This is a genomic window from Neorhizobium sp. P1_A6 (genome assembly GCF_056406795.1).
The window spans coordinates 23,693-46,558 of record NZ_JBFTZM010000026.1 but is presented as its reverse complement, the minus strand read 5'-3'; the positions used below and the strand labels follow the sequence as shown (position 1 = coordinate 46,558).

The following is a 22,866-nucleotide window of genomic DNA, read 5'->3' as shown; positions in this document are numbered from 1 at the left end:
CCCTTACAGGAGACAAATCGCCTTCGGCAATTTGCTCCGGCAGAAGCGTAAACTGCTTTGCAGTTTACGCACCGCGACAAAACCCAAAGGGTTTTGCGCTTAACGCGGGGTGGAGCAGCCCGGTAGCTCGTCAGGCTCATAACCTGAAGGCCGCAGGTTCAAATCCTGCCCCCGCAACCAAATTCTTCCCACAACTTCAATAACTTCGCGGCATCCCCACGGAGGCCGTAGTCGTTTCTACGCCTGGAGCCGGTCGTCAATCTGCTGGATGAGGTAGCCCTTGCCGGGATCGACCAGAGGGCCTGTGCCGGACGCCGCGATGGTGCCGCCGGCCGCGAGCGCCGGATGAAGTCCGCACCCGCAAAACCCGGCCGGCGCGACCGTCGCTGCGGCCACAGATTGCAGGAAGTGGCGGCGTCGATCGGTGTCGTCTTTGCTTGATGCGCCGCGATCCGGCAAGTCCTGAGCTTCGGCTATTTCGGACATGCGGCTCCGCTGCTCACCCAGCTTTCGGCATCCTTCATGAATTCCTCATAGGGGACGGGCGGGGTTGTTCGTGTCTTCCCGGTCCGGTCGACGCCTGGCGACCAGGCCCATCTGACGAGAGCCGATCTGAGATGATCTATGACCTGACCACCATTGCGGTTTCCGTTGTGTTGTGGATCCTTCAGGTGTTCGCAAAGCTCATGTTGGGAAAGGCCGTCCCAACCCATGGTGAGTGGCGCGAGCCGCCATTCGTCGTTGGCGCCGGGGACGCCACTGGCTGCGTTGTTCGATCGTCCGTGACAGGTGGAACAAGGCAGGCCGGCCGCACCATCATCTGCGGGTCCACGCATCACATGGAACATGTGTCGATGCCGGTCGTCGCCCTGGCGCGGAAAGCCCGTCAGGGTATGGCAATTCTGACAGCGGGGGCTGGCCATGACGCGTCCAACCGTGTCGAAGGCGTCGGCCGCCGACGTACCGTCGCCCGTCGTTTGCGACCACACAGGCGGCACGAAGGCCAAGGCTACCATCACGCCGAGCGTCACACCGGCGAGTGTTCGCGCCTGAAGCAAACGGCCAATCATCACGCACCTCGCACTGCACGATGCACTGCGGCGCGGATGCGGGCATAGGTGCCGCAGCGGCACAGATTGGTGATTGCCGCATCGATGTCGTCATCGGTTGGATGCGGCCTGTCTTTGAGCAGCGCGGCGGCGGCCATGATCATGCCGGATTGACAATAGCCGCATTGCGGAACCTGTTCCGCAATCCAGGCCCGCTGCAAGGGATGCGAGCGATCGTCCGATAGCCCCTCAATCGTCGTGACCTGCTTGTCTTCCGCGTCAGCGAGCGAAAAGGAACAGGAGCGTACTGGCTGGCCGTCGACATGCACTGTACAGGCGCCGCACGCAGCGATGCCGCAGCCGAATTTGGTGCCGGTCAGCCCGAGGTGGTCGCGCAACGCCCATAGCAGTGGCGTGTCCGGATCGGCGTCGACCGTGACTGCACCCCCATTAACTAAAAATCGCGTCATTGTATGGCTCCCGTCAGACCAACTGATAGCCGCTGCGCGAAATCGGCAGGGTTCGGATGCGCTCGCCAGTCGCGGCGAACACGGCATTGCAGAAAGCAGCGTGCGTCGGCACCGGACCTAATTCGCCAACACCGGTCGGCTCGCCGCCGCTGTCGACGAACCGCGTCGTGATTTTAGGGGTTTCCGACAGGTGCAACGGATCGAATTGATCGAAGTTCGTCTGCTCGATCTCGCCGTTAGCGAAAGTGACCTCCGTGCGCAGACCGGAAAGGCCCCAGACCACGCCTCCTTCGATGTTGGATGTGGCAATGCCTGAGTCGAGTGTGCGGCCGATGTCGACGGCGCTCCAGACGTGGTGACACCTAACGTCCTTGTCCATGACGGAGATTTCGACGACTTGCGCGATATAGCCGCCGAATGCCTTGGCGAGCGCCAGGCCGCGGAACCGCCCGGCCGGCAATGCGTTCGACCAGCCGCACAGCGCCTCGACCGCCTTCAGCACGGCAACCGCGCGAGGATCGGAAGCGGCAAGCTTCAGCCGATATGAAAGCGGGTCATCCTTGGCGCGATACGCCAATTCGTCGACGACACTTTCCAGGACAAAGTTGTTCGGCCCGTGGCCGGTTGTGCGCCAGACGGAAACGGCAAGCGGCGTGCCGACCCGATGCTGCTCGACCGCGTAGTTTTGAATGGCGTAAGGCGTTTCCGTCAGACCTTCGACCGCCATGCCGTCATAGGCCGCCGGCGGCATGATCGGGCGCGCCCAGTCGCCCTCTGCCTTGATAACGCCGCGCGGGAATATATAGAGCATGTGGGACGGCGAGACGACACGATGGGTCATCGCCACCGGTAGGCCGTCACTGCCGAGAGACGCCTTCACCTCATGAACCATTGGCGGGCGGTAGGCGTCGTAGCGAAAATCTTCTTCCCGGCTCCAGATGACCTTGACAGGACGGCCAGCGGCCTTAGCGACCATGATGGCGATCTTGGCGAAATCCGCGAGCAGCCGCCGGCCAAAGCCGCCGCCGAGCAACGTCCGGTGAATTATGATCTGGTCGTCCGAGAGGCCCGTCACCTGCTTAGCGACGGCATGGGTGATCTCGACGCCCTGCGTCGGAATCCACAACTCGCACCGGTCCCGCGTCACATGGGCCGTGCAGTTCATCGGCTCCATTGTCGCATGCGCCTGAGCGGGGATCTCGAAAGTTGCCTCCAGCACGTCGTTCGCGGCCGCCAGAGCGGCGGTGGCATCGCCTGCTTTGACCTTGGCGTCGAACGAGGCGGATTTCAGCAGCGCGATATATTCGGCCTTCTGGCCCTCGGTTGAATATCCGGCGAGCGGACCAGGCGTGAATGTAAGCTCGGCCCGGTCGAGAGCCTGTTTTGCTGTCCAGTAGTCATTGGCAACGACGGCGAGGCCGGACGGAATTTCGACGACGGCAAGCACGCCACGTTCGGCCTTGATCGCCGTTGCATCGAATGTCGCGAGTGATCCCCCTTGCGAACGGGCCCGGCGGATAGCGGCCACCGCCATGTCAGGCACTTTCACATCGATGCCGAAGATCGCCGATCCATCGACCTTCGAGGGTATGTCGACGCGGGGCTGCGGCTTGCCGATGAGGTCCGAGCTGCTTGCCGGCTTGATCTGGGGTTTTTTCGGGACATCGAGCCTCGCCGCGTCCGCGGCAACCGAGCCAAAGGTCACCATCCGGCCTGTCGGATCATGATGGATGCGGCCCTTGTCGACGCGAAGGCTGGCGGCCGCAACACTCAGGCGCGCCGCGGCTGCCTCGACGAGCATCTCGCGTGCGGTCGCGCCGATGGTCCGCATGATCGGGAAGAAGGTCGAGATCGATTCGCTGTTGCCGGTGAACATCCACTGATATTGCGGATGCCGGTAAGCGGGATCGAAATCGGACCATTCCAGCCTGACCCGCGACCAGTCTGCGCCGAGCTCGTCCACGAGCGCCAGGGGAAGGGTGGTCTGGATGCCCTGTCCCATTTCCGATTGGGACAGCAGTATCGTCACTTGATCGTCCGGATCGATGCGCAACCAGGCATTCACGAATTTGCCCGGGGATGCGGCCCGCGCTTTCACGGTCAAGTTCGCCGACAAGACCAGCGCGCCGGCCATGCCCAGGAACTGCCTTCGATCCAGTGATACGGGCTTTGTCGCAAGTGGGGTACGCATCATGGTCAGCAATTCGCTCCAAGCTCCACAGGCCATGCCAGTACCGGCCTCTAGCCATCGATCATAGGATTTGCCATTATTCGATCAACTGAAATCGCTAGATATGTGATATGAACGAATGTGATATCACATCGCCGAAACAGGTGATCGCGTTGCGAGGAGGAGATGCAGTTGATGCGCAAAACCAATGCCGATCAGCTGAAGCTGCGCCGGCTGGACTTCACCATGCTGGCAATCTTCCGCGATCTCGTACGGATGCAGAAAACCACGCTCGTCGCGGCAACGCTGGGTGTCAGTCAGTCCGCCGTCAGCCATGCGCTCGCGCGGCTGCGCGAGCTGTTCGACGATCCCCTCTTCATCCGGCGCCCGAACGGGCTGGAGCCGACGCCTCGCGCCTCACAGCTTCTTCCGCAGATTGAAATCATTCTTCGGCTTGCCCACGAGGCCCTTGACGTTCCCACGCATTTCGAACCTGAATCTTCATCGCGCACCTTCAGGCTTGCGAGCAACGACCTCGTCGGCGCCGTGATTGCCCCTCCGCTGATAGGGATGCTGCGCGCCGAAGCACCTGGATGCCGGGTCGCGTTTCAATTCGCTGTCGGAGCCGAAAGCCTGAACGCCCTGCGCACGAACGAAATGGAGATGGCGATCGGGCGCGTCTGGGATCTGCCGGATGAGTTCCAGGCCGTGCCGGTCTTCGAGGAAGACTTTGTCGTCGTGGTCAGGAAAGACCATCCCGTTGCGCAGGGCCCGATATCGCTCGACCACTACCTGGCACTCGATCATGTGCTTGTCTCATTCAGAGGCGGCTTTCATGGCATGGTCGATCAGGCTTTGAAAAAGCGCCGGCTCCGGCGGCGGGTCGTCGCGAGCGTTCCAATGTTCATGACCGCCATGGGCGTTGTCGCGAGTAGCGACCTCTCGTCAACGGTTCCGGCCAGACTCGCTGCCAAATACGCCAATCAATTCGGGCTTGCGGTGCTTGAACCACCGCTCGCCATCAACCCCTTCACGTTCAGCCTCGTGCGGCATGTAAGATCGGCATCAGACATTGGCCTGGATTGGTTGTCGGCAAAGATAATCGAGTGCGCTGGCTCGCCGCAGGCCGGCAGCACAATCGGGCAAGGCGAAGCGAATGGCGCTGACAAGTGATATGCCCGATCAATGACAGGCTACCGGGGATGCACAATCGACGCGTTACGCGCCAGTTGTTTCTGCTAGAGCGGATCCTGGTTTCGAGACGTCTTGGCCGCACGCAGGATTACGGCCTGCATTCCATCTCGGGCAAGCCGAAAGGTTGTCATCCCGCACGATCCGGCTTTGATTTAACGAGTCCTGAGCCTAGACCGTAGGGAGCATCCCGCCATCCAGTCGAATATTTGATCCTGTGATGTAGGCTGCTCGTGGACTGACAAGGAAAACGATGGCATCCGCGATCTCTTGCAACGTTCCCACCCGGTTCACTGGCACCTCCGCAAACAGTGGCAACACGACCTTCTCGACGTCCCACCAAGGTGCGTCGGCGGCGACACCGTGCTTGACCGCGACCTCGCGAAACTTCATGTCAAGCTTCGCGCTGTGGATCGTGCCCGGAGAGATAGCGTTCACTGTCACCCCTTCGCCGGCGACGGCCTTCGCCATCGATGCGGTCATTGCAAGCATTGCGGCCTTGGCGGCGGAATAATCTGGATTGACAGGAGGAGGCATGAGTTTTCGGGTTCGGCTGAGTTGTCATCCCATTGGTAGCTTTCGAATCGCGAGCGGAAGCTCCGACGTGGACGATCGAAAACCGCGGACGATAGGCGTCGCGCAGGTTCTCATTCGCGGATAATCCCGTTATTTGCGGGTGCCTGGAAAGCAAATCACGTTAGCTGCCCCGGCTCCTTCCGGACAGACTGGGCGGGGCGCTCCATGGTTCGCACAGAGCGGTCCATTGCGGATTACGACAGCCTTTTTGATCCGATCCGCGAGGCCCGACAGGCCGTGAGCGGTAAGCAGCTCGGCGACCCGGATAAATTGGCAGTTGCTGTCTTGACCCTGGTCGGATCCGATAATCCCCCGCCGCAACTTCTCCTGGGCAGTGATGCCTACAAGCACGTGTCGGCCAGGATAGAGCGCCTTCAGCAGGAAATCGACGCTTGGAAATCCATGACCCTCTCGACCGACGGCGGACAAACAATGTGATCGCGTTATGCTATTGACGCTCTGYCTACTAGAAGGTAGAAAGTGATGTGAGCAATCTTTCTACGACCTCCGATGAAATCCTGGCCTCCGCGCGAACCTTGATCATGAGCGGCGGCTATAATGGCTTCAGCTATGCTGATATTGCCGAGGTTGTCGGCATCCGCAAAGCCAGCATCCACCACCATTTCCCCAGCAAGGTCGACCTGGTGCGAGAACTGGTCAAGCAATACCGCGAAGTTGGCGTGGCAGGGGTGGCAACTCTTGAGCAACACGTTTCGAACCCGCTTGATATCCTGAGGGCTTATGCAGGTCATTGGGCCAAGTGCATCGAGGATTCGAGCAGGCCTTTTTGCGTATGCGCTCTGCTTGCCAGCGAGCTGCCATCGCTGCCACCAGAGGTCGCGAAAGAGGTCACGGCATTCTTTCGTTTCATCTCTTCATGGCTGACCTCAGTTATGGAGCGCGGCGCGGAGGAAAAGACGCTCAACCTTTCGAGCGAGCCCGGCGTCGAAGCCGAGGCATTCCTGGCAACTGTTTACGGCGCGATGCTTTCTGCCCGCGCTTACGGCAACGGGGAGGTATTCGCCACCATACTGGCTCCCACTCTCAACCGGCTGTCGCCCGTCGCCACTCACTAATCCTGCGGGCGGCCTTGGCTTCCTCAGGTAAAACTGCGCCATCATCAACTACCAACTAGTAGGAAGAGTGAAATGATGAAGAACTACCTCCCCACCATTGCCCTGGTGCTGTCAAGTCTCTCGTCCATGGCAATCCTCGTAACGCCCGCCTATGCGGAAGATAAGAAGGCCGCTCAGATCCATGTTCGCGGCACCATCGTCAACTTTGGCGGATCCACTCTGAAGGTGAAGACGCGTGAAGGTGAGACCGTCGACGTCGCCCTTGCTGCGGACCGGAAAGTTGCGAGCGTCGCGAACGCCAAAGTCACAGACATCAAGCCGGGCGACTTCGTCGGCATCGCATCCATGCCAAAAGACGGCGGTGGTGATGGTGCGCTTGAAGTCCTCATCTTCCCGCCGGCCATGAAAGGCGCCGGCGAGGGTAGCTACGGTTGGGATCTTAAACCCGATAGCAGTATGACCAACGCGACCGTCGCGGATGCCGTTAAAGGCGTCGATGGCCGGACGGTGACCGTGACCTATCATGGCAAGGAAAAGAAGATTGCCATCCCGGACGGCACACCTGTCGTGACCATCGCTCCAGCCACCAATGACGATCTAGTTCCTGGTGCCGTTGTCTTCATTGCCGCTGAGAAAGGTGCAACCGGCACGATCGCGCATCAGGTGATCGTCGGTAAGAATGGCGTGGTTCCCCCAATGTAAACCACGTCGCCGTCGCTGGCTGGATCGGCCGCCATACCGGTTCGGCCGGCGACAACATGCAAATGCTGCTCAATCTGCACCCGACGCGACCAACGAAGGGACGCCGTCATGAACGAGACCGCCACCAACGATAACGTTCGATATCCTCGGACAGTATTTATCCGCCGCCACTGTTCTTCGTTCAGCCGAACAACTGACATGAAGGCGCAAAGGCTTCTTCAGGGTCGCGATGCCCTGGCCCGTGAGTTTCGGATCGGGCAAGGCAATCGGGGACAGGACGCCCTTCGGAAAGCACGTCGTCTACGTGTGCTTTCCAACATGCTTGAAACCAGAAGAACAACTCAATCAAACCAGAATTAGGATTTCACCATGACAAACTACCAAACGGACATCGCCGAAAACGGCGGGCATTACTGGCTGAAGCGGTACTACCTTGCGCGAGCGGCGTTTTCCATAATCTGGGTCGCAGCAGCGCTGACGGCCGGCCGCCAGTCTTTCACTATCGCGGCCATTCTGCTGATTATCTACCCCGCCTGGGATGCGGCCGCCAATTACGTCGATGCCGCACGAAACGGCGGCCTGGCGAACAACCGGAGCCAGGCGATAAACGTTGCGGTCAGTTTGGTTATGACCGTTGCAGTCATTGTCGCGCTCACAATGAGCATGAACTGGGTCCTTGGCGGCTTTGGTCTGTGGGCAATCTTTTCCGGCCTGTCACAGCTTGCCACAGCGGTTCGGCGCTGGAAGACGAGCGGTGGGCAGTGGGCAATGATCCTGAGTGGCGGCCAGTCGGCAATAGCAGGCGCGTTCTTCATCGCCCAAGCGCTGAAGCCCGTTGAGCCTTCAATTGCCAATGTTGCCGGCTATGCTGGTCTCGGTGCTTTCTATTTTCTTGTCTCGGCGGTTTGGCTCACAGTCAGCCAAATGCGGCAGAAGACTGCTTGACGAAGTTTTCTCTCTGATTCATCGGGCGGGAATTTTTGAAAGCTGTCGGAGTCCCGTAAACGATCAAGGTCGAGCTTGAGCCGAGAGGTTGACGCGCATCAAAGAGCGCTGTGGCGGAAGGGCGCATAGACAGATGTCACCGTGCCGTGCCAATAACGGATGTCCAAATCGGACATCCGCGGCTTGCCGCAACTGATGAGGGGACCGTGAAGAACCGCAAAGCAGCTGCCTGGAGTGTTGTGTTCGCGTCGATCGCGGCCTACGCGCTCGTCGTGCAGATGCTGCTTGGGTCCTTCCTTCTCGGTTCGGCGGTCGCAGCTCCCGTCCTCGATGACTTTGGAAACCCGCTTTGCATTACCCATGCCGGCGGTAGCGGCCAATCGGATCACAAGGACGGCTCAAAACTGCCCGAGTGCTGCACGCAGGCATGCAGCGTTCTCGCTCCAGCGCTCGCGCCGCAATTTTCCGACAATTTTCTGAACAACCGGCTGGAGGCCACCTCCAAACTGCTTCCAATCGAAGTGGATACAGGTCCCTTCGAACGCCCCGAAACCTCTCCCGGGAATCCCCGCGCGCCGCCTCAGGCGGCCTGAAGGCTTGTCGTGCAAAACGAACGCCGTCTTGCAACACGACATGCGGAACAATGACTTAAGCGTGACGCGCGACATTGAGATCGCGGGCCGCTGTAAGTCGGGCAATCCTGCGATCTTCTGAGTTCACACCTGGCTAAACGGCAACGAAGCGGCGGAAGCCGCGTGTCGCGCCCTCGCGGCCGGCCGGACCGGAACACGGATAGGACCGCCCTTTTCAAGCCATCAGCCATACCGGCCGGCGCCCTCGTGGCTGCCAGTCGCCCGAAAATCAGGCCGCCCAACGCGCGGCCAAGCATGGAGAGTTACATGTTGAAGACAATCACGTTGAAGACAATCATCACAACCACCGCCATCCTCGTGTTCGGCAGCACCGCCGCCTTGGCGCATGTCACCCTGGAAGGAAAAGACGCTCCCGTCGGCTCGACCTATAAGGCGGTGCTGCGCGTGCCGCATGGCTGCGAAGGCAAGCCCACGAACACCGTGCGGGTCCAGATTCCGGAGGGGTTCTACGGCGTCAAGCCCCAGCCGAAGGCGGGCTGGACGCTCGACAAGGTCAAAGGAGCTTATGCCAAGGCCTACGACAATCACGGCTCTCCCGTCGCCGAAGGAGTGAAGGAAGTGGTCTGGAGCGGCGGCAACCTCGGCGACGACGAATATGACGAGTTCGTGCTGCGGGGCACGATTGCGGCCGACCTGAAAGCCGGCGACATGCTCTATTTCCCGGTGATCCAGGAATGCCCGGAAGGCCTCAAGGAACGCTGGATCGAAGTGCCGGCTGCAGGCCAGAAGGCATCGGACCTCGAACTTCCGGCGCCCGGCATAAAGCTTCTTCAGAAGACGGGCAATTAACGACCCATCCACCCGGGAGCATGAAGGCCGATGACGCCGCTTTGCCACAAGGCACTTTCACTGACCGGTACTCTGCAGCGCCTCGTGTCTGCGATCCTGCTGTGGCTGGTCATGACGGCGGCGGCATCCGCCCATGCATCCCTCAATACGACCGAGCCGCGCGATGGCTCGGTCGTGTCCACGGCCCCGCGTGTGATGGTTCTAACATTCAGCGAGCCTGTCTCGCCGACCAGCCTCAAGCTCACGCGGCCGGATGGCAGTATCGCCCCTCTGAAAAGCTTCGTCCTGAAGGACAAGGCGGTCGAGATCACGCCACCCGGAGACCTCAAGGACGGCAGTTATCTCCTTTCCTGGCGGGTCGTTTCGGAAGATGGTCACCCGATCGGCGGCTCGGTCGTCTTCTCGATCGGGCAGCCGAACGCCAGCGCCCGGGGCGCTGCTGCCGATATCGATTGGCCGGTCCGCGCTGGCCTCTGGATCGGCAAGGTGGCGCTTTATGTCGGTCTCTTCTTCGGGGTCGGCGGCGCGTTTGCCGTCCACTGGTTCGCGGACGGTTCCCGCAATGCGCTGAGGCAGGTGCTTGCCACTCTCGGCATCGGTTTTGCGGGTGCCTTGCTTTCAGCTGGCTTTCAGGGGCTCGATACGGTGGGCGAGCCGATCTCGCAGCTCTTTACGCCGGCCGTCTGGAAGGCGGGAATGGCCACGAGCTTTGGACCGACCGTCATTTTTGCGATCGCGGCCCTGGCGCTTGCGGGGCTCGCTCTGGCCAGCGGTCGGGGCAGGGATGCCCGCTGGATATCGATATCCGCCGTCACAACCGCGGCATTTTCCCTCTGCCTTAGCGGGCACGCAAGCGCGGCAGATCCGCAATGGCTGATGCGCCCGGCCGTTTTCCTGCATGTCGCGGCTATAGCTATCTGGGCCGGTGCGCTGCTGCCGCTCCTGGCCGAGTTCGGACAAGACAAAGAAGCGGGCGGCGCGGCACTACACCGCTTCTCGGTCTTCATACCATGGGCCGTCCTGGTTCTTGCAGTAGCCGGATGCGTGCTTGCCGTCGTCCAGATCCGCACTCCGGCTGGGCTGGTCACGACGGCGTATGGGATCGTATTCCTCGTCAAGCTCGGGCTGCTCGCCCTGCTGTTTGCCCTGGCAGCCATCAACCGGTGGAGACTCACCTCCGGTTCGAAGAAGGGGGAGCCTGCGGCGATCCGCCAGCTCGTTCGTTCGATCGCCGCGGAGACCGTCATCCTGCTCCTCATTTTCGCGGTGGCTGCGACGTGGCGCTTCACGCCGCCACCACGCACCTTGATCGCCGAAGTCCAGAGGACTGCCGTCGTCCACCTGGAGACCAGCAAGGCCGTGGCTGACGTCAGGATCACGCCGGACAGGGTAGGGAAGGTCGCGATATCCGCGGTCATCGCCAAAACCGACCGGTCGCTGCTCGACCCTCAGGAGGTGACGGTCGTGCTGTCGAACCCGGGGGCGGAGATCGAGCCGATAAGACGCCGCGCCGAGAAAGGCAAGGACGGGTGGTCGGTGCCCGATATCGTGCTTCCCGTACCCGGGCGGTGGCGACTTCGCCTTGACGTGATCATCAGCGATTTTGAGATCACCAGGATGGAAGGCGAGATCGAAATTGTGCCTTGACTCGACGCCAGCCGGACGCTTCTCCAGGGCGGAGCGTCCGTAAAGCCAACGCTCTTTTATCCTTCCGCTACCCGCCGCCGCACGCGGGTCAGCATCGGTCCGTATTCGAGGACAAACAGGCCGAAAGCGGCAAGCCATGCGGCCCCGGACAGCGAGTAGATCAGGCTCGTAAATTCCGGAAAGAGGCCGGCGCTTGGCCTTAGAAGGGCGCAGAGCACGATTGCCGCATAAGATGCGACAGTCGTCCGCGACGCGGTCAGGACCCGTCCGGTATGACCCCGGCTTGCTCGCGTCATAACGGCGAGCATCATCGTGGTCACGGTTCCGACACTCAGGACGTGGATAGCCGAGGTCTGGTCGAAGAGGTTCATGGCTGCAAGGCCGATCGCAAGGAACCCCAGCGGTATGAACAGGTAGGCGATATGCAGGATCGTCACCAGCATTTCAGCGGTCGTGGTCCAGCCCCGCCAGCGTGCGAGCCGAATTGTGTGCATGGCTGCCGCCAGTCCTGCCGTCCCCGCGACGAGCTTTCCGTCGCCTAGAACGACCCAGGCGGCCAGAGCGACGACCCCGCACAGGATGGCCGCCGTATCAAACCGGTCGTAGGCGGCGGGGAAATCCGTCCGTCCGGTCTTGTTGATCCAGTTGCGGGTGAAGCTCGGGATAATTCGGCCGCCGACTATGAGGATCATTGCGGTATAGGCCGAGAGGGCGAGCTTGATACCCACGGATGGGTGCTGCCCGCCGGCCACCGCCAGATGATACAGGATGTTTGCGGCGGAGAGGGCGATCAGGCCGCCCACGACCTTCAGATCCTTCCACTTCCGTCCTGCGACCACCTCGCGCACGCAGATGAAGAGGAGGAGGGGCAGAAAGGCGCTGTCGGCCAGGATGGCGGCCATGGTGCCGATAAAGTCGGACAGAAGCAGCGCCAGCCGGCCGGCGACCCATACGAGAAACAGGAAGACCAGTGGCCAACCGGACACCGGCAGCCCGCCGGTCCAGTTCGGAACCGCGGTCAGCAGGAAACCGGCAAGCACGGCGCTCGCATAACCGAACAGCATCTCGTGTGCATGCCAATGGACGGTGCCGTAGGAAACCGCCACGTCGATCAGTCCGGCCAGGCTTGCCATCCATAACAGCATCGCGGCAGCCGCCCAGAGGGCCGACGAGAGAAAAAATGGCCGGAAGCCGTAGGAGAATATGATGGGGGCGGTTGTGGAAAGTCCCCTCGGGATGCTTCCAGGTCGCCGCCCGGCCGGAATTGTCGTCATCTTCGGAACTCCTTGTTCGGCACCCTTGTAGCGGCGGCGGCGACGCCCTTCATTGCGGCGTCGCAAGTAGACGCGGGAATGTTTGCTGCCGGCGCGGCAATAGCGCATCTTCGATCTCGCCGCGGGCTGTGCTAGGTTCGTGCCGACCGTAGCGGAGCATAGGCCGTTGAAGATCGATAAGAGCCTCGTCAGAAGTTTTCCCCTGTTCGAAAGGATGGAGGATGCCGATACGGAAGCGCTTCTTGCTCACGCGACCTCCCGCAGGGTGCCCGTGGGCGAAGCCGTCTTTGAACAGGGCGCGGTCGCGGCGCATTTCTATCTGCTCCTGCATGGCAGGCTAAAGGTCACGCAGGTCACCGAAGACGGCCAGCAGATCATCGTGCGCGTCGTCCACCCGGGCGATCTCTTCGGTTTTGCCAAGGCGCTTCAACGGATGGACTATCCCGGCACGGCGATGGCCGTTGCGGAAAGCATCGCGCTTTGCTGGCCGACGGAACTCTGGCCGCAGTTCGTCGATCGCAATCCCCGCCTTGCGGTGACCGCCATGCAGACGATCGGGCAGCGCCTGGAAGAAGCCCATGCCCGCATCCGGGAGATGTCGACGCAGGAGGTCGAGCAGCGGGTCGCCCACGCGGTTCTGAGGCTGGCCAAGCATGCGGGCCGCAAGGAGGGCGACGCGGTGCGGATCGACTTCCCGATCTCCCGGCAGGACATAGCCGAGATGACCGGCACGACGCTGCATACCGTCTCACGGATCATGAGCGCATGGGAGGCGAAAGGCCTGGTCGAAGGCGGACGCCAGAAGCTGCTGGTGAAGGATGCCGAAGGCCTGCTGGCGCTGGCCGAAAGCACGAAGGGGTAACGGAGCGGGATAGGCGTTCTGAAACGGGCGCCGGACAACCCGGCGAGATGCCTCAGATCTCCCGGGTGATCGACTCGCTCAGGCGCTCGATTTCCTCGATGATGAACAAGGCCGGGTCGTCCGCAGCGCCGGATGCTACAATCTCGTAGACCGCAAGGCGCTTGTCCCGGACATTTCCAGCATGCGAAACGAGCGGCGTCCTATCGTGGTGCCGGGCCCCTCCCCAGCGCCTGAACAGCGTTAGAAGCTTCATGGCGTCATCATCGATGCGTTCCACGGCGGGTCGTAGGTCAGCTCCACCTCGACGCTCTTTACGCCGGCGACCGATGCGGCACAGGCCCGGATGGCTTCCTTCAGAAAGGTCGAGGCGGGGCACCCTTTCGTCGTGGTCGTCATCGATATGTACATGTCGCCGGCATGATCGGCCTCGATGAGGTAGATCAGGCCCATGTCCACGACGCTGCGTCCCATCTCCGGATCAATGACCATGGAGAGTTGTTGCCTGACCTGTTCGATCAGGTTGGCCTGCTCGGACGTGTCAGGCATCGGCAACCCCTTTGCCGATGCGGATCATGATGCGGTAGGCGCTGCCGTCCCGATCGAAATTGCCCACCCATTGATGGCCCCGGCGCGTCAGTTCAGGGAACAGGAAGACGGGCTCGCGTGCCAGCACCGCGAAGAGCACGTCGCCCGCGTCGAGGGCTTCGGCCGCGCCGAGAATTCGCTGCATCGGTTCCGGCGGATCGAGGTCGGAAAGATCGAGCTGCACGGACGGCTCCGCCCAGAGTTCGGGCGAGACCGCGTTTTCGGAGAGCGCGACCGCTTCTTGCTGGCGCGGCGTGAAGCGGACCTCGAAATCCCCGCTGTCGAGTTCGATAACGGCGTGATCGAAGCCCCTGGCATCCATGACGCGATAGAGCGGTTGCGGCTTGAAGGGCGCGAGCAACTTCAGTCCCTGACCGGGCTGCAGCGCCCCGACCGCCGTCATGATCGCTTCGAACGGCTCGCCGCCGTTCTTCAGGATGGGCCTGACATCAAGTTCCTTGAATTCCTGGGTCATCGTGACCTCCCGTTGAAGCTTGGTAAGATGAGCCGCCGTGCGGCGATGGCCGATGGCAGCCGGGTCGCGGCCGGAACCATGGCGAGGCGGCGGGCCTGGATGAACTCGAAGGCGAGAGCGCAAACAGCCGCGAGCTGAGCGAATGTAGCCGCCCTGAACATGTACGGCATGTCGAGGATCAGGACCGCGGTCGCCGTTGCCGTCGCGGTGAAATAGAGCGCGAACCACAAGGATGCCCGCCGCTCGTTGACGAGGTCCTGGACGCGTGGGACGATTGTGCGGCCAAGAACAGGGCCGTAAAACTCCAGCCACGTCATGAATGCCACGATCTTGTAGAGCTGCCCGAGGCCGAGCCCGGTCAGCCATCCGAAGGTGAAGAGGTAGGCGACCGGCATCACCATCTCAGGCAGTTTACCGATCACGATCGCGGCGGCAAAAAGAACGAAACAAAAGACCAGCATGCCGATCGCCACCAGGCTCGCCATCACGTTCAGCTCCACGGACCTCCGTTTCCGTGCGCGGAAGATCGAGTGGATATCGAGCGTGTAGAGAAGAGCGGCAAGTCCTGAAAGGGCGATCGCCAGGTAAAGCGGCCAGTCCGCGGGCACGCCGGCTCCATCGAGGAAGATGCCGGAGCTTGCTATCGCGAGAGCGGCGACTACCAGCCAGCCGATCGCCCGGCTTGTCCCGCGGGTTCTTTCCGGCGACAGCAGGAACATCGTCAGGAGGCGGTAGCTGACGCCGATCGCGGTGATGGTCATCCATCCGAACAAGCCGAGATAAGCGTGCGCCGGTCCGGCTGACAGAACCAGCCCGACGAGATGCGGATTATCGGTAAGGCCGGAGAGGGAAAGGGCAAACAGCAGCCCGACCAGCACCGTGGCGATCAGTGGCACGCAGCCGAGCGCGACGAACTTTGCCGGCAGCGAGTACGGCCGGGCTGCCGCGAGAGTGCTTACGACCATCCAGCAGAGGCCTGTAAATGCCAGCGTCAGGAGGAGGCTTCCGGCCGGCAGCATCCAAATCCAGAGGGGCACGATATCGGCCAGGCCCAGAAAGCCGGTCAGCAGCAGGGGAAGCCCGATCATGGTCAGCAGCAGCGCGGGCAAGGCGAGATGGGGAGATTGCAGCTGCTGCGAGGCGATCACCGGCACGAACTGAAGCAGCGATCCGGCAAACAGGAGACCGAGCCAGCCGACCGCGATCAGGTGGACGATCACCAGCGAGGCCGGATCGTTGATGGGAGCGGATGGATATCCGAAGCCCGATATCGTCAAGGCCAGCCCGGCGACCAGGCAGACCAGCGCCGTCGCGAAATAGGACATCGTCCAGGGGGAGAGAGTGGCGCCGGGCATGGCTTTCGTCTTTCAATGTCCGCAGCAGCAATCGCAGCCGGAGCTTTGCGCCCGCTGGATTCCGACGCGCCAGACATCCGGACCCTGTTCGAGATATTGCCAGTCGAACTCTTCCGGATACCGGCTCTCGATCTGGTAGTGCAGCGGCCGGGGATCATGGTCGCTCGTGACATGCATGACGCCGCCGGGAATGAGGGACGTCAGCACGCCAAAAATCTTCGGGTGACGTTCGGCGGGCGCGAGCGTCCTGACGTCGATGGAGGGGATCTCAATATCCGACATGGTTTGTTCTGGGCCTTTCGAGCTGGTGCAGCGGCCTGGCCGATCCCGGCCGCCTCGATGGCTTAGCAGCGGCGCGATCGGCGGAATTTGCGTCGGGACAAATATTTTGCAGAAAGAGGACGCTGTCGTTGATTTTGCACAAAGAGAGGCAGGCGCCGGGCAGCTAAATGCTCTTTGAAGAAAACTGAAAGGAGCCCGACATGTCCGCAGCGATAATCGAGAAATATGGCGATGCACGGCTGCCGCGCTACACGAGCTATCCGACGGCTCCGAACTTCAGCTCGGATTTCGACGCCCTCGACTATCCGGCCTGGCTGAAGGCGTTGCCCCAAGGACAGCCAACCTCGCTCTACATCCACATCCCCTTCTGTCGGTCGATGTGCTGGTATTGCGGCTGTCACACGACGATCACCGAGCGCGACAGGCCCATTCTCGACTATATCGAGACATTGCACCGGGAGATCGAGCTTCTGGCATCCGTCAGAAACGACAGCTTCAGCGTCGGGGAAATCCACTTCGGTGGCGGTACGCCGACCATTATCAGGCCAGAGGAGTTCATCGCGCTGATGGACGCGTTTCGCGACCGTCTCGGTTTTGCGGGCGCCGTCAATGCCGCGGTCGAAATCGATCCGCGAACCTTGACCGAGGAGATGGCAGTTGCGCTCGGCCAGTCGGGCGTCACCCGCGCAAGCCTTGGCGTCCAGAGCTTCGATCCGAAGGTCCAGAAGGCGATCAACCGCGTTCAGAGCGTCGAGACGACGATGGATGCCGTCGCGCATCTTCGCCATAACAACATCAACGCGATCAATTTCGACCTCATCTATGGGCTGCCGTTTCAGACGGTCGAATCCTGCGTCGAGACCGTCGAAGCGGCCGTCAGCATGCGGCCGGATCGTCTTGCCGTCTTCGGTTATGCGCATATCCCGAGCTTCAAGAAGCACCAGCGGCTCATCGACGAGGCGGCGCTTCCGGATGCACGGGAGCGGGCGCTTCAGGCATCGGCGATCGCCGAGGCCTTAATGGCGGCAGGATATATCAGGATCGGTCTCGACCATTTCGCCCTGCCGGGCGACGACCTCTCGCTGGCGCAGACCGAAGGCCGGCTGCACCGGAATTTCCAAGGGTACACGACGGACGCCTGCGACGCCCTGATCGGGCTCGGGGCGTCGTCGATCGGCCGGTTGCCGCAAGGGTATATCCAGAACGAGGTTCCGCCCGGCCTCTATGCGACCCGGGTGTCGAAAGGCGAGCTGCCGGTCGCCAAGGGATACCGCCTCACGCCGGAAGATCGCCTGCGCAGTGAGGTGATCGAAAGGCTGATGTGTGACTTTACGGTGGATGTTGCGGCCCTTGCGGCAGCGCGTGGCTTCGATGCCGAGCTTCTGCTGCGGGGCAACGATCGGCTCGATGAGCTTGAACGAGACGGCCTGATCGAACGCCGGGACGGCATCATCCGCGTCTCGGAGGATCACCGGTTTATCGTCAGGGCCGCGGCCTCGGCGTTCGATGCCTATCTGAACAGGAGCGGCAGGTCATTCAGCAAGGCGGCATAGGGTTCAGACGGAAAATGGAGGTCCGGCAATCCGCCCAGCCGGACCTCCATGCGGCCGGGCTCCCTATCCCGTCAGGCCGCGATAGATGGCGGGCAACGCCGCCGGAAGTTTTGAGATATCTCCGACAACCGCATAACCGTTGCGTCCGAACATCGTCGGAAGATAGGATTTCGCATCCTTGTCCACCGTCACGGCGAAGATGTTAACGCCGAGGCGCCTTGCTTCCTGCGCGGCGCGGCGGCTGTCTTCCATCGCGAAACGCCCCTCGTAGTGGTCGATGTCGTTGGGCTTGCCATCGGTCAGCACGAGAAGCAGCCGGGTCCGGTTGGGACGTTTTGCGAGGTCCGCGGTGGCGTGCCGCAGGGCGGCTCCGAGGCGAGTGTAATATCCGGGTTTCAGGCCGGCGATCCGATCCTCGACAACCGGAGAAAGCCGCTCGTCGAAGCCTTTCACGGTCTCGACCCGTACCCAGGAGCGGCGCCGGGAGGTGAAGGTGAGGATCGAGTGATCCGTGCCGCAGGCGGCCAGGCCCTGCGCGAGGACGAGCAGCGCTTCCTTCTCGACATCCAGAACCCGCCTGTTGTCGATCCAGGCGTCGGTCGAAAGGGAGACATCGACGAGAATGGTGACGGCAAGATCGGGCGTGCGCGGCCGGCTTGCCACATGGATACGGTCGGTTGCCTGCCCTCCCGCCAAGAGATCGGTCCGGCGCCGGACGACGGCGTCGAGATCGAGCTCCACGCCGTCGAGCTGCGATTTGAGCATTTCCTGGCGCGGCCGCAGGATCTCGAACTGCTTGCGCACCTTCCTCGCCAGCGCCTTCGTATCCTCCGATATCTCGAGGCGGTCGCCGCTGGCCGACGTCGGGACGGCAAGGACCCGGCAATGGTTCTTCAGATAGGTGGTCTTTCGGTAATCCCATTCGGGATAGGTGAGTTCGGCAGCGATTTCCTGGAGGTCGACCATTTCCGGCGGAAGGTCGAGATCGAAGTGGAAACGCGAGGAGGGGCGTTCCTTGCGGCGCCCGAGAACCATCTCGTCGAGATCCTCGGCGGCCTTGCCGTCTTCTTCGGGCTTGTCGTCGGTCGGCCGGTCGACATTGACCATTTCCGTCATCGCCAGGATTTTCTCGAAGCGGTTGAGGATAAAAGGGCTCCGTTCGGAGCGCTTTTCGTCTTCCCGCTCGCGCTTCGCGCTGAACCTTCTCTTGCCAGCCGAACCCTGCGGATCGCCGAGCGGGTTTTCCGAGTCCTCCGCCGAAGAACGGCTTTCCTCCTGGGACAAAAATTCCGGCCAGAGCGGCACGTCCATCATCGGCTGGTAGCCCGGTGGGGCATGGCGGGGGAAGATCGCGCTCGGCGTGTCGTCTGGCAGGCCGGCGCCTGCCCGCAGCAGGCTGATGATCCTGCTTTCCAGCAGCCGTTCCACCGAGGGAAGCCTGCCGCGGTGGCGTTCGGTAAGTGTTGCCTGACATAAATTTCGATAGACCTGGCGCAGGCCGGGAAATGCGGCAAGCGTTTCGTCCACATTGGAGATCGCCATATGCAGCCGCTCGAGATCCCGTGCGAGGGGATCCATGGCGGTCAGCGGGGCTTCGGGCAGCGTGGCGATGGCGGCCGTCAGCCAGATGTAGAGCGCTCGGTTCAGGCTGCGGTCCGGAAAGAAGTCGATGACATCAGGCAGCATCGCGCGGGCGAAATCCCGGCCCGACTGGGCAATCCGCTCCTCGCCGAGCCCCACAAGCTGGCGAAGCTTCAGGCGGTGTTTCGAGGTGCGCTGATGGGCCGCCACGAGCTGGGCCGCGTGATGGCCCCCGAAGCCGCGGAAGCAGGAGGCGAGGACGGGTTTTACCTCGTCCAGCGCCACTGCATGCTCGGGATAACGCGGCAGGCTTCGTGTCTGGCCGACCAGGCGATGCCAGACCTTGCCGACGGTTTCTTCCAGCTCGAGAAAATCCAGCATCATAGCACCTCAGGCAACCACGGCATTCGCCACTTCGATCAGCGCCGCACGCACATCCGGATCGTCGGTCAACGGCTCGATCATGGCAGCCCGAATAGCATGGCGCGGGTCGAGCCCGCTTTCGATCAGCGTGGCGCAGTAGACGAGCAGGCGCGTCGAAACGCCCTCCTCCAGGTCGTGTCCCTTCAAGGCGCGCAGGCGATGGGCAAGGTTTACCAGCGGCACGACGTGCCGTTCGGAAAGGCCACTTTCGGCGGCAACGATCGCCACTTCCTGTTCCCGGGGAAGGAAGTCGAACTCTATGGCGACGAAGCGCTGTTTGGTCGAAGGCTTCAATGCCTTGAGGATGTTCTGGTAGCCGGGATTGTAGGAGACGACCAGCATGAACTCCGGCGGCGCCTCCAGCACCTCACCGGTTCTTTCGAGCGGCAGGATGCGGCGGTCGTCGGTCAAGGGGTGGATGACGACCGCGACATCCTTCCGCGCTTCGACGATTTCGTCGAGATAGCAGATGCCGCCACCGCGTACCGCCTTCGTCAGGGGGCCGTCCACCCAGATGGTTTCGCCGCCCTTCAGGAGGAACCGGCCTGTGAGATCGGCGGCGGCCAGATCGTCATGGCAGGAGACGGTCGCAAGCGGCAGTCCGAGACGCTCGGCCATATGGCAAACGAAGCGGGTCTTTCCGCATCCGGTCGGGCCTTTCAGGAGAAGCGGAAGCTGCCGCTTCCAGGCCGTTTCGAACAGCTCGCATTCGTTGCCGGCGGGAATGTAGTGGGAAATCGGTGCGGCCTGGGCCGGCTTTATCGGAGAAATCATGGTCATTGGAATGTCCTGATCTTGGAGGGACCGAGAAAGGCGGCTCCGTCGTTGAAACGGAGCCGCGCTGCATCATTCGGCCGGTTGGATTCTCGCGATGCCGGCGGGACGCCGTTCGCGGCCCGGGACGAACAGGGCCCAGAGGAACATCAGCGCCGAGATGAGCACGAATGCGCCCGATCCGAGCCGGACCCAATAGAAGATCGCCAGCTGGTCCTGAACATCCATGAAGCTTTCGCCGAGGACGCGCTGCAGGTGCACCTGAAGGACGCCGGCAAAGGTCAGCGCGAAGGTCATGACGGACATGGCTATGCACATGATCCAGAAGCTGGCCATCGAAAGCCACTGGTTATAAGGGCTGCGGCCCCGAAGCTCCGGCACCGCATAGGCCATGACGGCAAGGTTCAGCATCACATAGGCGCCGAAGAAGGCGAGGTGGCCATGGGCGGCGGTGAGCTGGGTGCCGTGGGTATAATAGTTGACCGAAGACAGCGTGTGGAGGAAGCCCCAGACACCGGCGCCGAAGAAGGCCATGACCGAGCAACCGATCGACCAGAGAAGTGCGGCCCGGTTCGGGTGTTTGCGCCCCGCCTTCCAGGTCATCACGAAAGTGAAGACGACCATGGTGAAGAAGGGAGCCACTTCGAGCGTCGAAAAGAGCGAGCCGATCCACTGCCAGTAGCCGGGGGCGCCGATCCAGTAGAAGTGGTGGCCGGTGCCGAGAATGCCGGAGAAGAGGGCAAGGCCGACGATCACGTAGAGCCATTTTTCGACCACTTCGCGGTCGATGCCGTTCAGCTTGATCATCAGGAAGGCCAGCACCGAGGCCATGATCAGTTCCCAGACGCCCTCGACCCAGAGATGGACAACATACCACCAGTACATCTTGTCGAGCGCGAGATTGGCCGGGTTGTAGAAGGCGAACAGGAAGAAGATCGCGACGCCCCAGAGGCCGAAGATCAGGATGTTGGTGACGACGGTCTTGCGGCCCTTGAGCACCGTGAGCGTCACGTTGAACAGGAACATCAGCGCGACGATGACGATACCGACCTTGATGAGGAACGGCTGTTCCAGAAATTCGCGGCCTTCATGATAGTGGAACAGATAACCGACCACGGCGATCGCCGCCGCGACGAGGAAAAGCCAGAACTGCGCAACCGCGATCCTGGTGCTGAACAGCTCGGTTTCGGACTCCTCGGGCAGCAGGTAGTAGGTCGATCCCATGAAACCCATCAGCAGCCAGACGATGAGCGCATTGGTGTGGATCATCCGCACGATGTTGAAGGGCAGCAGTTCCGAAAGCGTGTTCGGCAGGACGTAGATCGTTCCCGCCAGAACACCGAACAGGATCTGGGCAATGAACAGGCCGAGCGCGCCGTAAAAATACAGCATGGCGACCTTTTGGGTTTGATATTTCATGTGTTTTTCCCTTCCCGTGAGATCAGCCGGCGTCGTTCGGCGGCCAGTTCTGGGTCTTGATCCTGCTCGTCCATTCGAGGAAGTTGGCCAGGTCGTCGAGTTCACGTTCCGTGAGGTTGAACTGCGGCATCTGCCGCCTGCCTTCGATGCCGCTCGGCTGCGCGGCCATCCAGGCCTTCAGCGTCGCGCGGGCCGTGTCCGGGTCGGTATCGCCGCCCCAGCGTTTCCACACATTGCCGAGCTCGGGGGCGAAATAGGCGCCTTCCCCGAGGATCGTATGGCAGTTGATACAGGCGTTCTTTTCCCAGACATGTTTGCCGCGCGCGACGGAATCCGTGAGTGTGCTCTCGTCCGTGGACGTGGTTCGCATGTAGTAGTGGCTGTGGGCGGTAAGCCCGAGAAAGATTACGAAGAAGAACGCGGAGCCGCCGTAAAAGACGTTACGTGCCCCGGTCTTTGTGAGGCGTTCTGCCATCCTCATGTCCCCTTTGTGCGGATGCCTAGCGGGTTGCTGCGGGGCCAAATCCGCGAAAAGCGGACGACGACCCATGAAGCTTCTATGAGGGGTTTTCCGGAGCCGCTCTTTGCGATTTACCAAACAAAAAAGCGTTGCCCTGCGGGGTCCGCTATTTTTTGAAAGGTAAGCGTTAGCTTTCCCGATGGCGCGCGGGCAACCATGGACCGGCCTGAGATCAGGCAGGTGCCGGAGGGGAAAGTGCAGGTGAGAACCGAACTTAAAGGATGGCCATCAGTACGACCTTGCCGAGCGACAGGGCGGAGAAGAAGATAGGCCAGATCATCAGCGCACGGGCCAGATTGGGTCGCATCCCCCGCAGGTCCATGAAGTCGAGCACGATGAGCCGTATCTTTGCAATGGCCATGACGAGGATGACGGCAAGTGCCGCTGCCGGTATCACCTCATGCTTCCATTGTGCGGCGATCAATGCACCGACGATGCCGAGCATCATCACCCAATTGGCGCTGCCGAAGAGTTTCGAACCGTCCATTCCGGCCT

At 61.6% G+C, this 22,866-nt stretch carries 24 protein-coding genes, 1 tRNA gene and 2 pseudogenes; 11 read left to right on the top strand and 16 right to left on the bottom strand.

All coding sequences use genetic code 11. The features are described 5' to 3' along the window. Positions 1–103 precede the first annotated feature (103 nt). Positions 104–180, top strand: a tRNA-Met gene (locus tag AC1D3C_RS28755). A gap of 57 nt (positions 181–237) precedes the next feature. Here AC1D3C_RS28755 and AC1D3C_RS28750 read toward each other — a convergent pair. The 4 genes from AC1D3C_RS28750 to AC1D3C_RS28735 are packed head-to-tail and all read right to left on the bottom strand — an operon-like array spanning position 238 to position 3,713. Further along, positions 238–486, bottom strand: coding sequence for a hypothetical protein (locus AC1D3C_RS28750; protein WP_477485265.1), 249 nt, complete (start codon positions 484–486; stop codon positions 238–240). Further along, positions 474–1,070 (bottom strand): hypothetical protein, encoded by a 597-nt coding sequence (locus tag AC1D3C_RS28745; RefSeq protein WP_477485264.1) that lies wholly within the window; start codon positions 1,068–1,070, stop codon positions 474–476. The genes AC1D3C_RS28750 and AC1D3C_RS28745 overlap by 13 nt, the downstream gene beginning before the upstream one ends. Continuing rightward, positions 1,070–1,519 carry a (2Fe-2S)-binding protein gene (locus AC1D3C_RS28740; protein WP_477485263.1) on the bottom strand — a complete coding sequence of 150 codons (450 nt, stop codon included), beginning with the start codon at positions 1,517–1,519 and terminating at the stop codon, positions 1,070–1,072. Before AC1D3C_RS28740 ends, AC1D3C_RS28745 begins: the two co-directional genes overlap by 1 nt. A 13-nt stretch (positions 1,520–1,532) precedes the next feature. After that, the gene (locus AC1D3C_RS28735) at positions 1,533–3,713 is read right to left on the bottom strand and encodes a xanthine dehydrogenase family protein molybdopterin-binding subunit (protein WP_477485262.1); all 2,181 of its coding nucleotides are present in this window, start codon (positions 3,711–3,713) and stop codon (positions 1,533–1,535) included. Positions 3,714–3,884: 171 nt separating this feature from the next. Between AC1D3C_RS28735 and AC1D3C_RS28730 the strand changes: the two genes are divergently transcribed. Then, entirely contained in the window at positions 3,885–4,862 is a 978-nt protein-coding gene (locus AC1D3C_RS28730; protein ID WP_477485268.1) for a LysR family transcriptional regulator, read from the top strand. Between the two features lie 189 nt (positions 4,863–5,051). On the opposite strand, the pseudogene AC1D3C_RS28725 reads toward AC1D3C_RS28730, so the two are convergent. Continuing rightward, positions 5,052–5,426: pseudogene (locus AC1D3C_RS28725) on the bottom strand (SDR family NAD(P)-dependent oxidoreductase); the annotation flags it as partial. A gap of 156 nt (positions 5,427–5,582) precedes the next feature. Between AC1D3C_RS28725 and AC1D3C_RS28720 the strand changes: the two are divergent. From AC1D3C_RS28720 to AC1D3C_RS28690, 7 genes and pseudogenes are all read left to right on the top strand, one after another. Next, positions 5,583–5,894 (top strand): annotated as a pseudogene (locus AC1D3C_RS28720) (Rossmann-fold NAD(P)-binding domain-containing protein); the annotation flags it as partial. Between the two features lie 47 nt (positions 5,895–5,941). Then, entirely contained in the window at positions 5,942–6,532 is a 591-nt protein-coding gene (locus AC1D3C_RS28715) for a TetR/AcrR family transcriptional regulator (RefSeq protein WP_477485261.1), read from the top strand. A gap of 72 nt (positions 6,533–6,604) precedes the next feature. Next, on the top strand, positions 6,605–7,234 hold the full coding sequence (locus AC1D3C_RS28710) for a hypothetical protein (RefSeq protein ID WP_477485260.1): 630 nt from the start codon (positions 6,605–6,607) through the stop codon (positions 7,232–7,234). A 369-nt stretch (positions 7,235–7,603) separates the two neighbouring features. Further along, positions 7,604–8,179: a DUF308 domain-containing protein gene (locus tag AC1D3C_RS28705; RefSeq protein ID WP_477485259.1), complete on the top strand. Its 576-nt coding sequence runs from the start codon at positions 7,604–7,606 to the stop codon at positions 8,177–8,179. A 206-nt stretch (positions 8,180–8,385) separates the two neighbouring features. After that, a complete protein-coding gene (locus AC1D3C_RS28700; RefSeq protein WP_477485258.1) occupies positions 8,386–8,772 on the top strand; it encodes a hypothetical protein in 387 nt (128 codons plus the stop codon). Positions 8,773–9,078: 306 nt separating this feature from the next. Next, positions 9,079–9,621 (top strand): YcnI family copper-binding membrane protein, encoded by a 543-nt coding sequence (locus AC1D3C_RS28695; protein WP_477485257.1) that lies wholly within the window; start codon positions 9,079–9,081, stop codon positions 9,619–9,621. 30 nt (positions 9,622–9,651) lie between these two features. Then, on the top strand, positions 9,652–11,268 hold the full coding sequence (locus tag AC1D3C_RS28690) for a copper resistance CopC/CopD family protein (RefSeq protein ID WP_477485256.1): 1,617 nt from the start codon (positions 9,652–9,654) through the stop codon (positions 11,266–11,268). Between the two features lie 56 nt (positions 11,269–11,324). Here AC1D3C_RS28690 and AC1D3C_RS28685 read toward each other — a convergent pair whose 3' ends face one another. Further along, positions 11,325–12,542 (bottom strand): NnrS family protein, encoded by a 1,218-nt coding sequence (locus AC1D3C_RS28685; RefSeq protein WP_477485255.1) that lies wholly within the window; start codon positions 12,540–12,542, stop codon positions 11,325–11,327. Positions 12,543–12,708: 166 nt separating this feature from the next. Here AC1D3C_RS28685 and AC1D3C_RS28680 point away from each other — a divergent pair, with 166 nt between their 5' ends. Continuing rightward, complete coding sequence (locus tag AC1D3C_RS28680) at positions 12,709–13,404, top strand: Crp/Fnr family transcriptional regulator (RefSeq protein ID WP_038546264.1); 696 nt, start codon at positions 12,709–12,711, stop codon at positions 13,402–13,404. A gap of 52 nt (positions 13,405–13,456) precedes the next feature. Here the strand turns inward: AC1D3C_RS28680 and AC1D3C_RS28675 are convergent, their stop codons facing one another. The 5 genes from AC1D3C_RS28675 to AC1D3C_RS28655 are packed head-to-tail and all read right to left on the bottom strand — an operon-like array spanning position 13,457 to position 16,101. After that, on the bottom strand, positions 13,457–13,657 hold the full coding sequence (locus tag AC1D3C_RS28675; protein WP_477485254.1) for a hypothetical protein: 201 nt from the start codon (positions 13,655–13,657) through the stop codon (positions 13,457–13,459). Then, positions 13,654–13,950 (bottom strand): metal-sulfur cluster assembly factor, encoded by a 297-nt coding sequence (locus tag AC1D3C_RS28670; RefSeq protein WP_477485253.1) that lies wholly within the window; start codon positions 13,948–13,950, stop codon positions 13,654–13,656. Before AC1D3C_RS28670 ends, AC1D3C_RS28675 begins: the two co-directional genes overlap by 4 nt. Beyond that, entirely contained in the window at positions 13,943–14,464 is a 522-nt protein-coding gene (locus AC1D3C_RS28665) for a DUF2249 domain-containing protein (RefSeq protein WP_247135410.1), read from the bottom strand. The genes AC1D3C_RS28670 and AC1D3C_RS28665 overlap by 8 nt, the downstream gene beginning before the upstream one ends. After that, positions 14,461–15,819 carry a hypothetical protein gene (locus AC1D3C_RS28660; RefSeq protein ID WP_477485252.1) on the bottom strand — a complete coding sequence of 453 codons (1,359 nt, stop codon included), beginning with the start codon at positions 15,817–15,819 and terminating at the stop codon, positions 14,461–14,463. The genes AC1D3C_RS28665 and AC1D3C_RS28660 overlap by 4 nt, the downstream gene beginning before the upstream one ends. 12 nt (positions 15,820–15,831) lie before the next feature. Next, a complete protein-coding gene (locus tag AC1D3C_RS28655) occupies positions 15,832–16,101 on the bottom strand; it encodes a DUF2249 domain-containing protein (RefSeq protein WP_477485251.1) in 270 nt (89 codons plus the stop codon). Positions 16,102–16,301: 200 nt separating this feature from the next. Between AC1D3C_RS28655 and hemN the strand changes: the two genes are divergently transcribed. Beyond that, a complete protein-coding gene (hemN, locus tag AC1D3C_RS28650) occupies positions 16,302–17,654 on the top strand; it encodes an oxygen-independent coproporphyrinogen III oxidase (RefSeq protein WP_477485250.1) in 1,353 nt (450 codons plus the stop codon). A 63-nt stretch (positions 17,655–17,717) separates the two neighbouring features. On the opposite strand, the gene AC1D3C_RS28645 is transcribed toward hemN, so the two are convergent. The 5 genes from AC1D3C_RS28645 to AC1D3C_RS28625 form a co-directional block, all read right to left on the bottom strand. After that, positions 17,718–19,616 carry a nitric oxide reductase activation protein NorD gene (locus tag AC1D3C_RS28645; RefSeq protein ID WP_477485267.1) on the bottom strand — a complete coding sequence of 633 codons (1,899 nt, stop codon included), beginning with the start codon at positions 19,614–19,616 and terminating at the stop codon, positions 17,718–17,720. A 9-nt stretch (positions 19,617–19,625) separates the two neighbouring features. Next, positions 19,626–20,438: an AAA family ATPase gene (locus AC1D3C_RS28640; RefSeq protein ID WP_477485249.1), complete on the bottom strand. Its 813-nt coding sequence runs from the start codon at positions 20,436–20,438 to the stop codon at positions 19,626–19,628. Between the two features lie 66 nt (positions 20,439–20,504). Continuing rightward, complete coding sequence (locus tag AC1D3C_RS28635; protein WP_477485248.1) at positions 20,505–21,851, bottom strand: cbb3-type cytochrome c oxidase subunit I; 1,347 nt, start codon at positions 21,849–21,851, stop codon at positions 20,505–20,507. Between the two features lie 22 nt (positions 21,852–21,873). Next, on the bottom strand, positions 21,874–22,326 hold the full coding sequence (locus AC1D3C_RS28630) for a c-type cytochrome (RefSeq protein WP_038546246.1): 453 nt from the start codon (positions 22,324–22,326) through the stop codon (positions 21,874–21,876). A 259-nt stretch (positions 22,327–22,585) separates the two neighbouring features. Then, positions 22,586–22,858: a cytochrome C oxidase subunit IV family protein gene (locus AC1D3C_RS28625; RefSeq protein ID WP_247033566.1), complete on the bottom strand. Its 273-nt coding sequence runs from the start codon at positions 22,856–22,858 to the stop codon at positions 22,586–22,588. Between the last annotated feature and the right edge of the window lie 8 nt (positions 22,859–22,866).

Coding starts and splice junctions, on each gene's coding strand:
- AC1D3C_RS28750 (WP_477485265.1), bottom strand. CDS start 486: ATGTCCGAAATAGCCGAAGCTCAGGACTTGCCGGATCGCGGCGCATCA.
- AC1D3C_RS28745 (WP_477485264.1), bottom strand. CDS start 1,070: ATGATTGGCCGTTTGCTTCAGGCGCGAACACTCGCCGGTGTGACGCTC.
- AC1D3C_RS28740 (WP_477485263.1), bottom strand. CDS start 1,519: ATGACGCGATTTTTAGTTAATGGGGGTGCAGTCACGGTCGACGCCGAT.
- AC1D3C_RS28735 (WP_477485262.1), bottom strand. CDS start 3,713: ATGATGCGTACCCCACTTGCGACAAAGCCCGTATCACTGGATCGAAGG.
- AC1D3C_RS28730 (WP_477485268.1), top strand. CDS start 3,885: ATGCGCAAAACCAATGCCGATCAGCTGAAGCTGCGCCGGCTGGACTTC.
- AC1D3C_RS28710 (WP_477485260.1), top strand. CDS start 6,605: ATGATGAAGAACTACCTCCCCACCATTGCCCTGGTGCTGTCAAGTCTC.
- AC1D3C_RS28705 (WP_477485259.1), top strand. CDS start 7,604: ATGACAAACTACCAAACGGACATCGCCGAAAACGGCGGGCATTACTGG.
- AC1D3C_RS28695 (WP_477485257.1), top strand. CDS start 9,079: ATGTTGAAGACAATCACGTTGAAGACAATCATCACAACCACCGCCATC.
- AC1D3C_RS28690 (WP_477485256.1), top strand. CDS start 9,652: ATGACGCCGCTTTGCCACAAGGCACTTTCACTGACCGGTACTCTGCAG.
- AC1D3C_RS28685 (WP_477485255.1), bottom strand. CDS start 12,542: ATGACGACAATTCCGGCCGGGCGGCGACCTGGAAGCATCCCGAGGGGA.
- AC1D3C_RS28675 (WP_477485254.1), bottom strand. CDS start 13,657: ATGAAGCTTCTAACGCTGTTCAGGCGCTGGGGAGGGGCCCGGCACCAC.
- AC1D3C_RS28670 (WP_477485253.1), bottom strand. CDS start 13,950: ATGCCTGACACGTCCGAGCAGGCCAACCTGATCGAACAGGTCAGGCAA.
- AC1D3C_RS28665 (WP_247135410.1), bottom strand. CDS start 14,464: ATGACCCAGGAATTCAAGGAACTTGATGTCAGGCCCATCCTGAAGAAC.
- AC1D3C_RS28660 (WP_477485252.1), bottom strand. CDS start 15,819: ATGCCCGGCGCCACTCTCTCCCCCTGGACGATGTCCTATTTCGCGACG.
- AC1D3C_RS28655 (WP_477485251.1), bottom strand. CDS start 16,101: ATGTCGGATATTGAGATCCCCTCCATCGACGTCAGGACGCTCGCGCCC.
- hemN (WP_477485250.1), top strand. CDS start 16,302: ATGTCCGCAGCGATAATCGAGAAATATGGCGATGCACGGCTGCCGCGC.
- AC1D3C_RS28645 (WP_477485267.1), bottom strand. CDS start 19,616: ATGCTGGATTTTCTCGAGCTGGAAGAAACCGTCGGCAAGGTCTGGCAT.
- AC1D3C_RS28640 (WP_477485249.1), bottom strand. CDS start 20,438: ATGACCATGATTTCTCCGATAAAGCCGGCCCAGGCCGCACCGATTTCC.
- AC1D3C_RS28635 (WP_477485248.1), bottom strand. CDS start 21,851: ATGAAATATCAAACCCAAAAGGTCGCCATGCTGTATTTTTACGGCGCG.
- AC1D3C_RS28630 (WP_038546246.1), bottom strand. CDS start 22,326: ATGGCAGAACGCCTCACAAAGACCGGGGCACGTAACGTCTTTTACGGC.
- AC1D3C_RS28625 (WP_247033566.1), bottom strand. CDS start 22,858: ATGGACGGTTCGAAACTCTTCGGCAGCGCCAATTGGGTGATGATGCTC.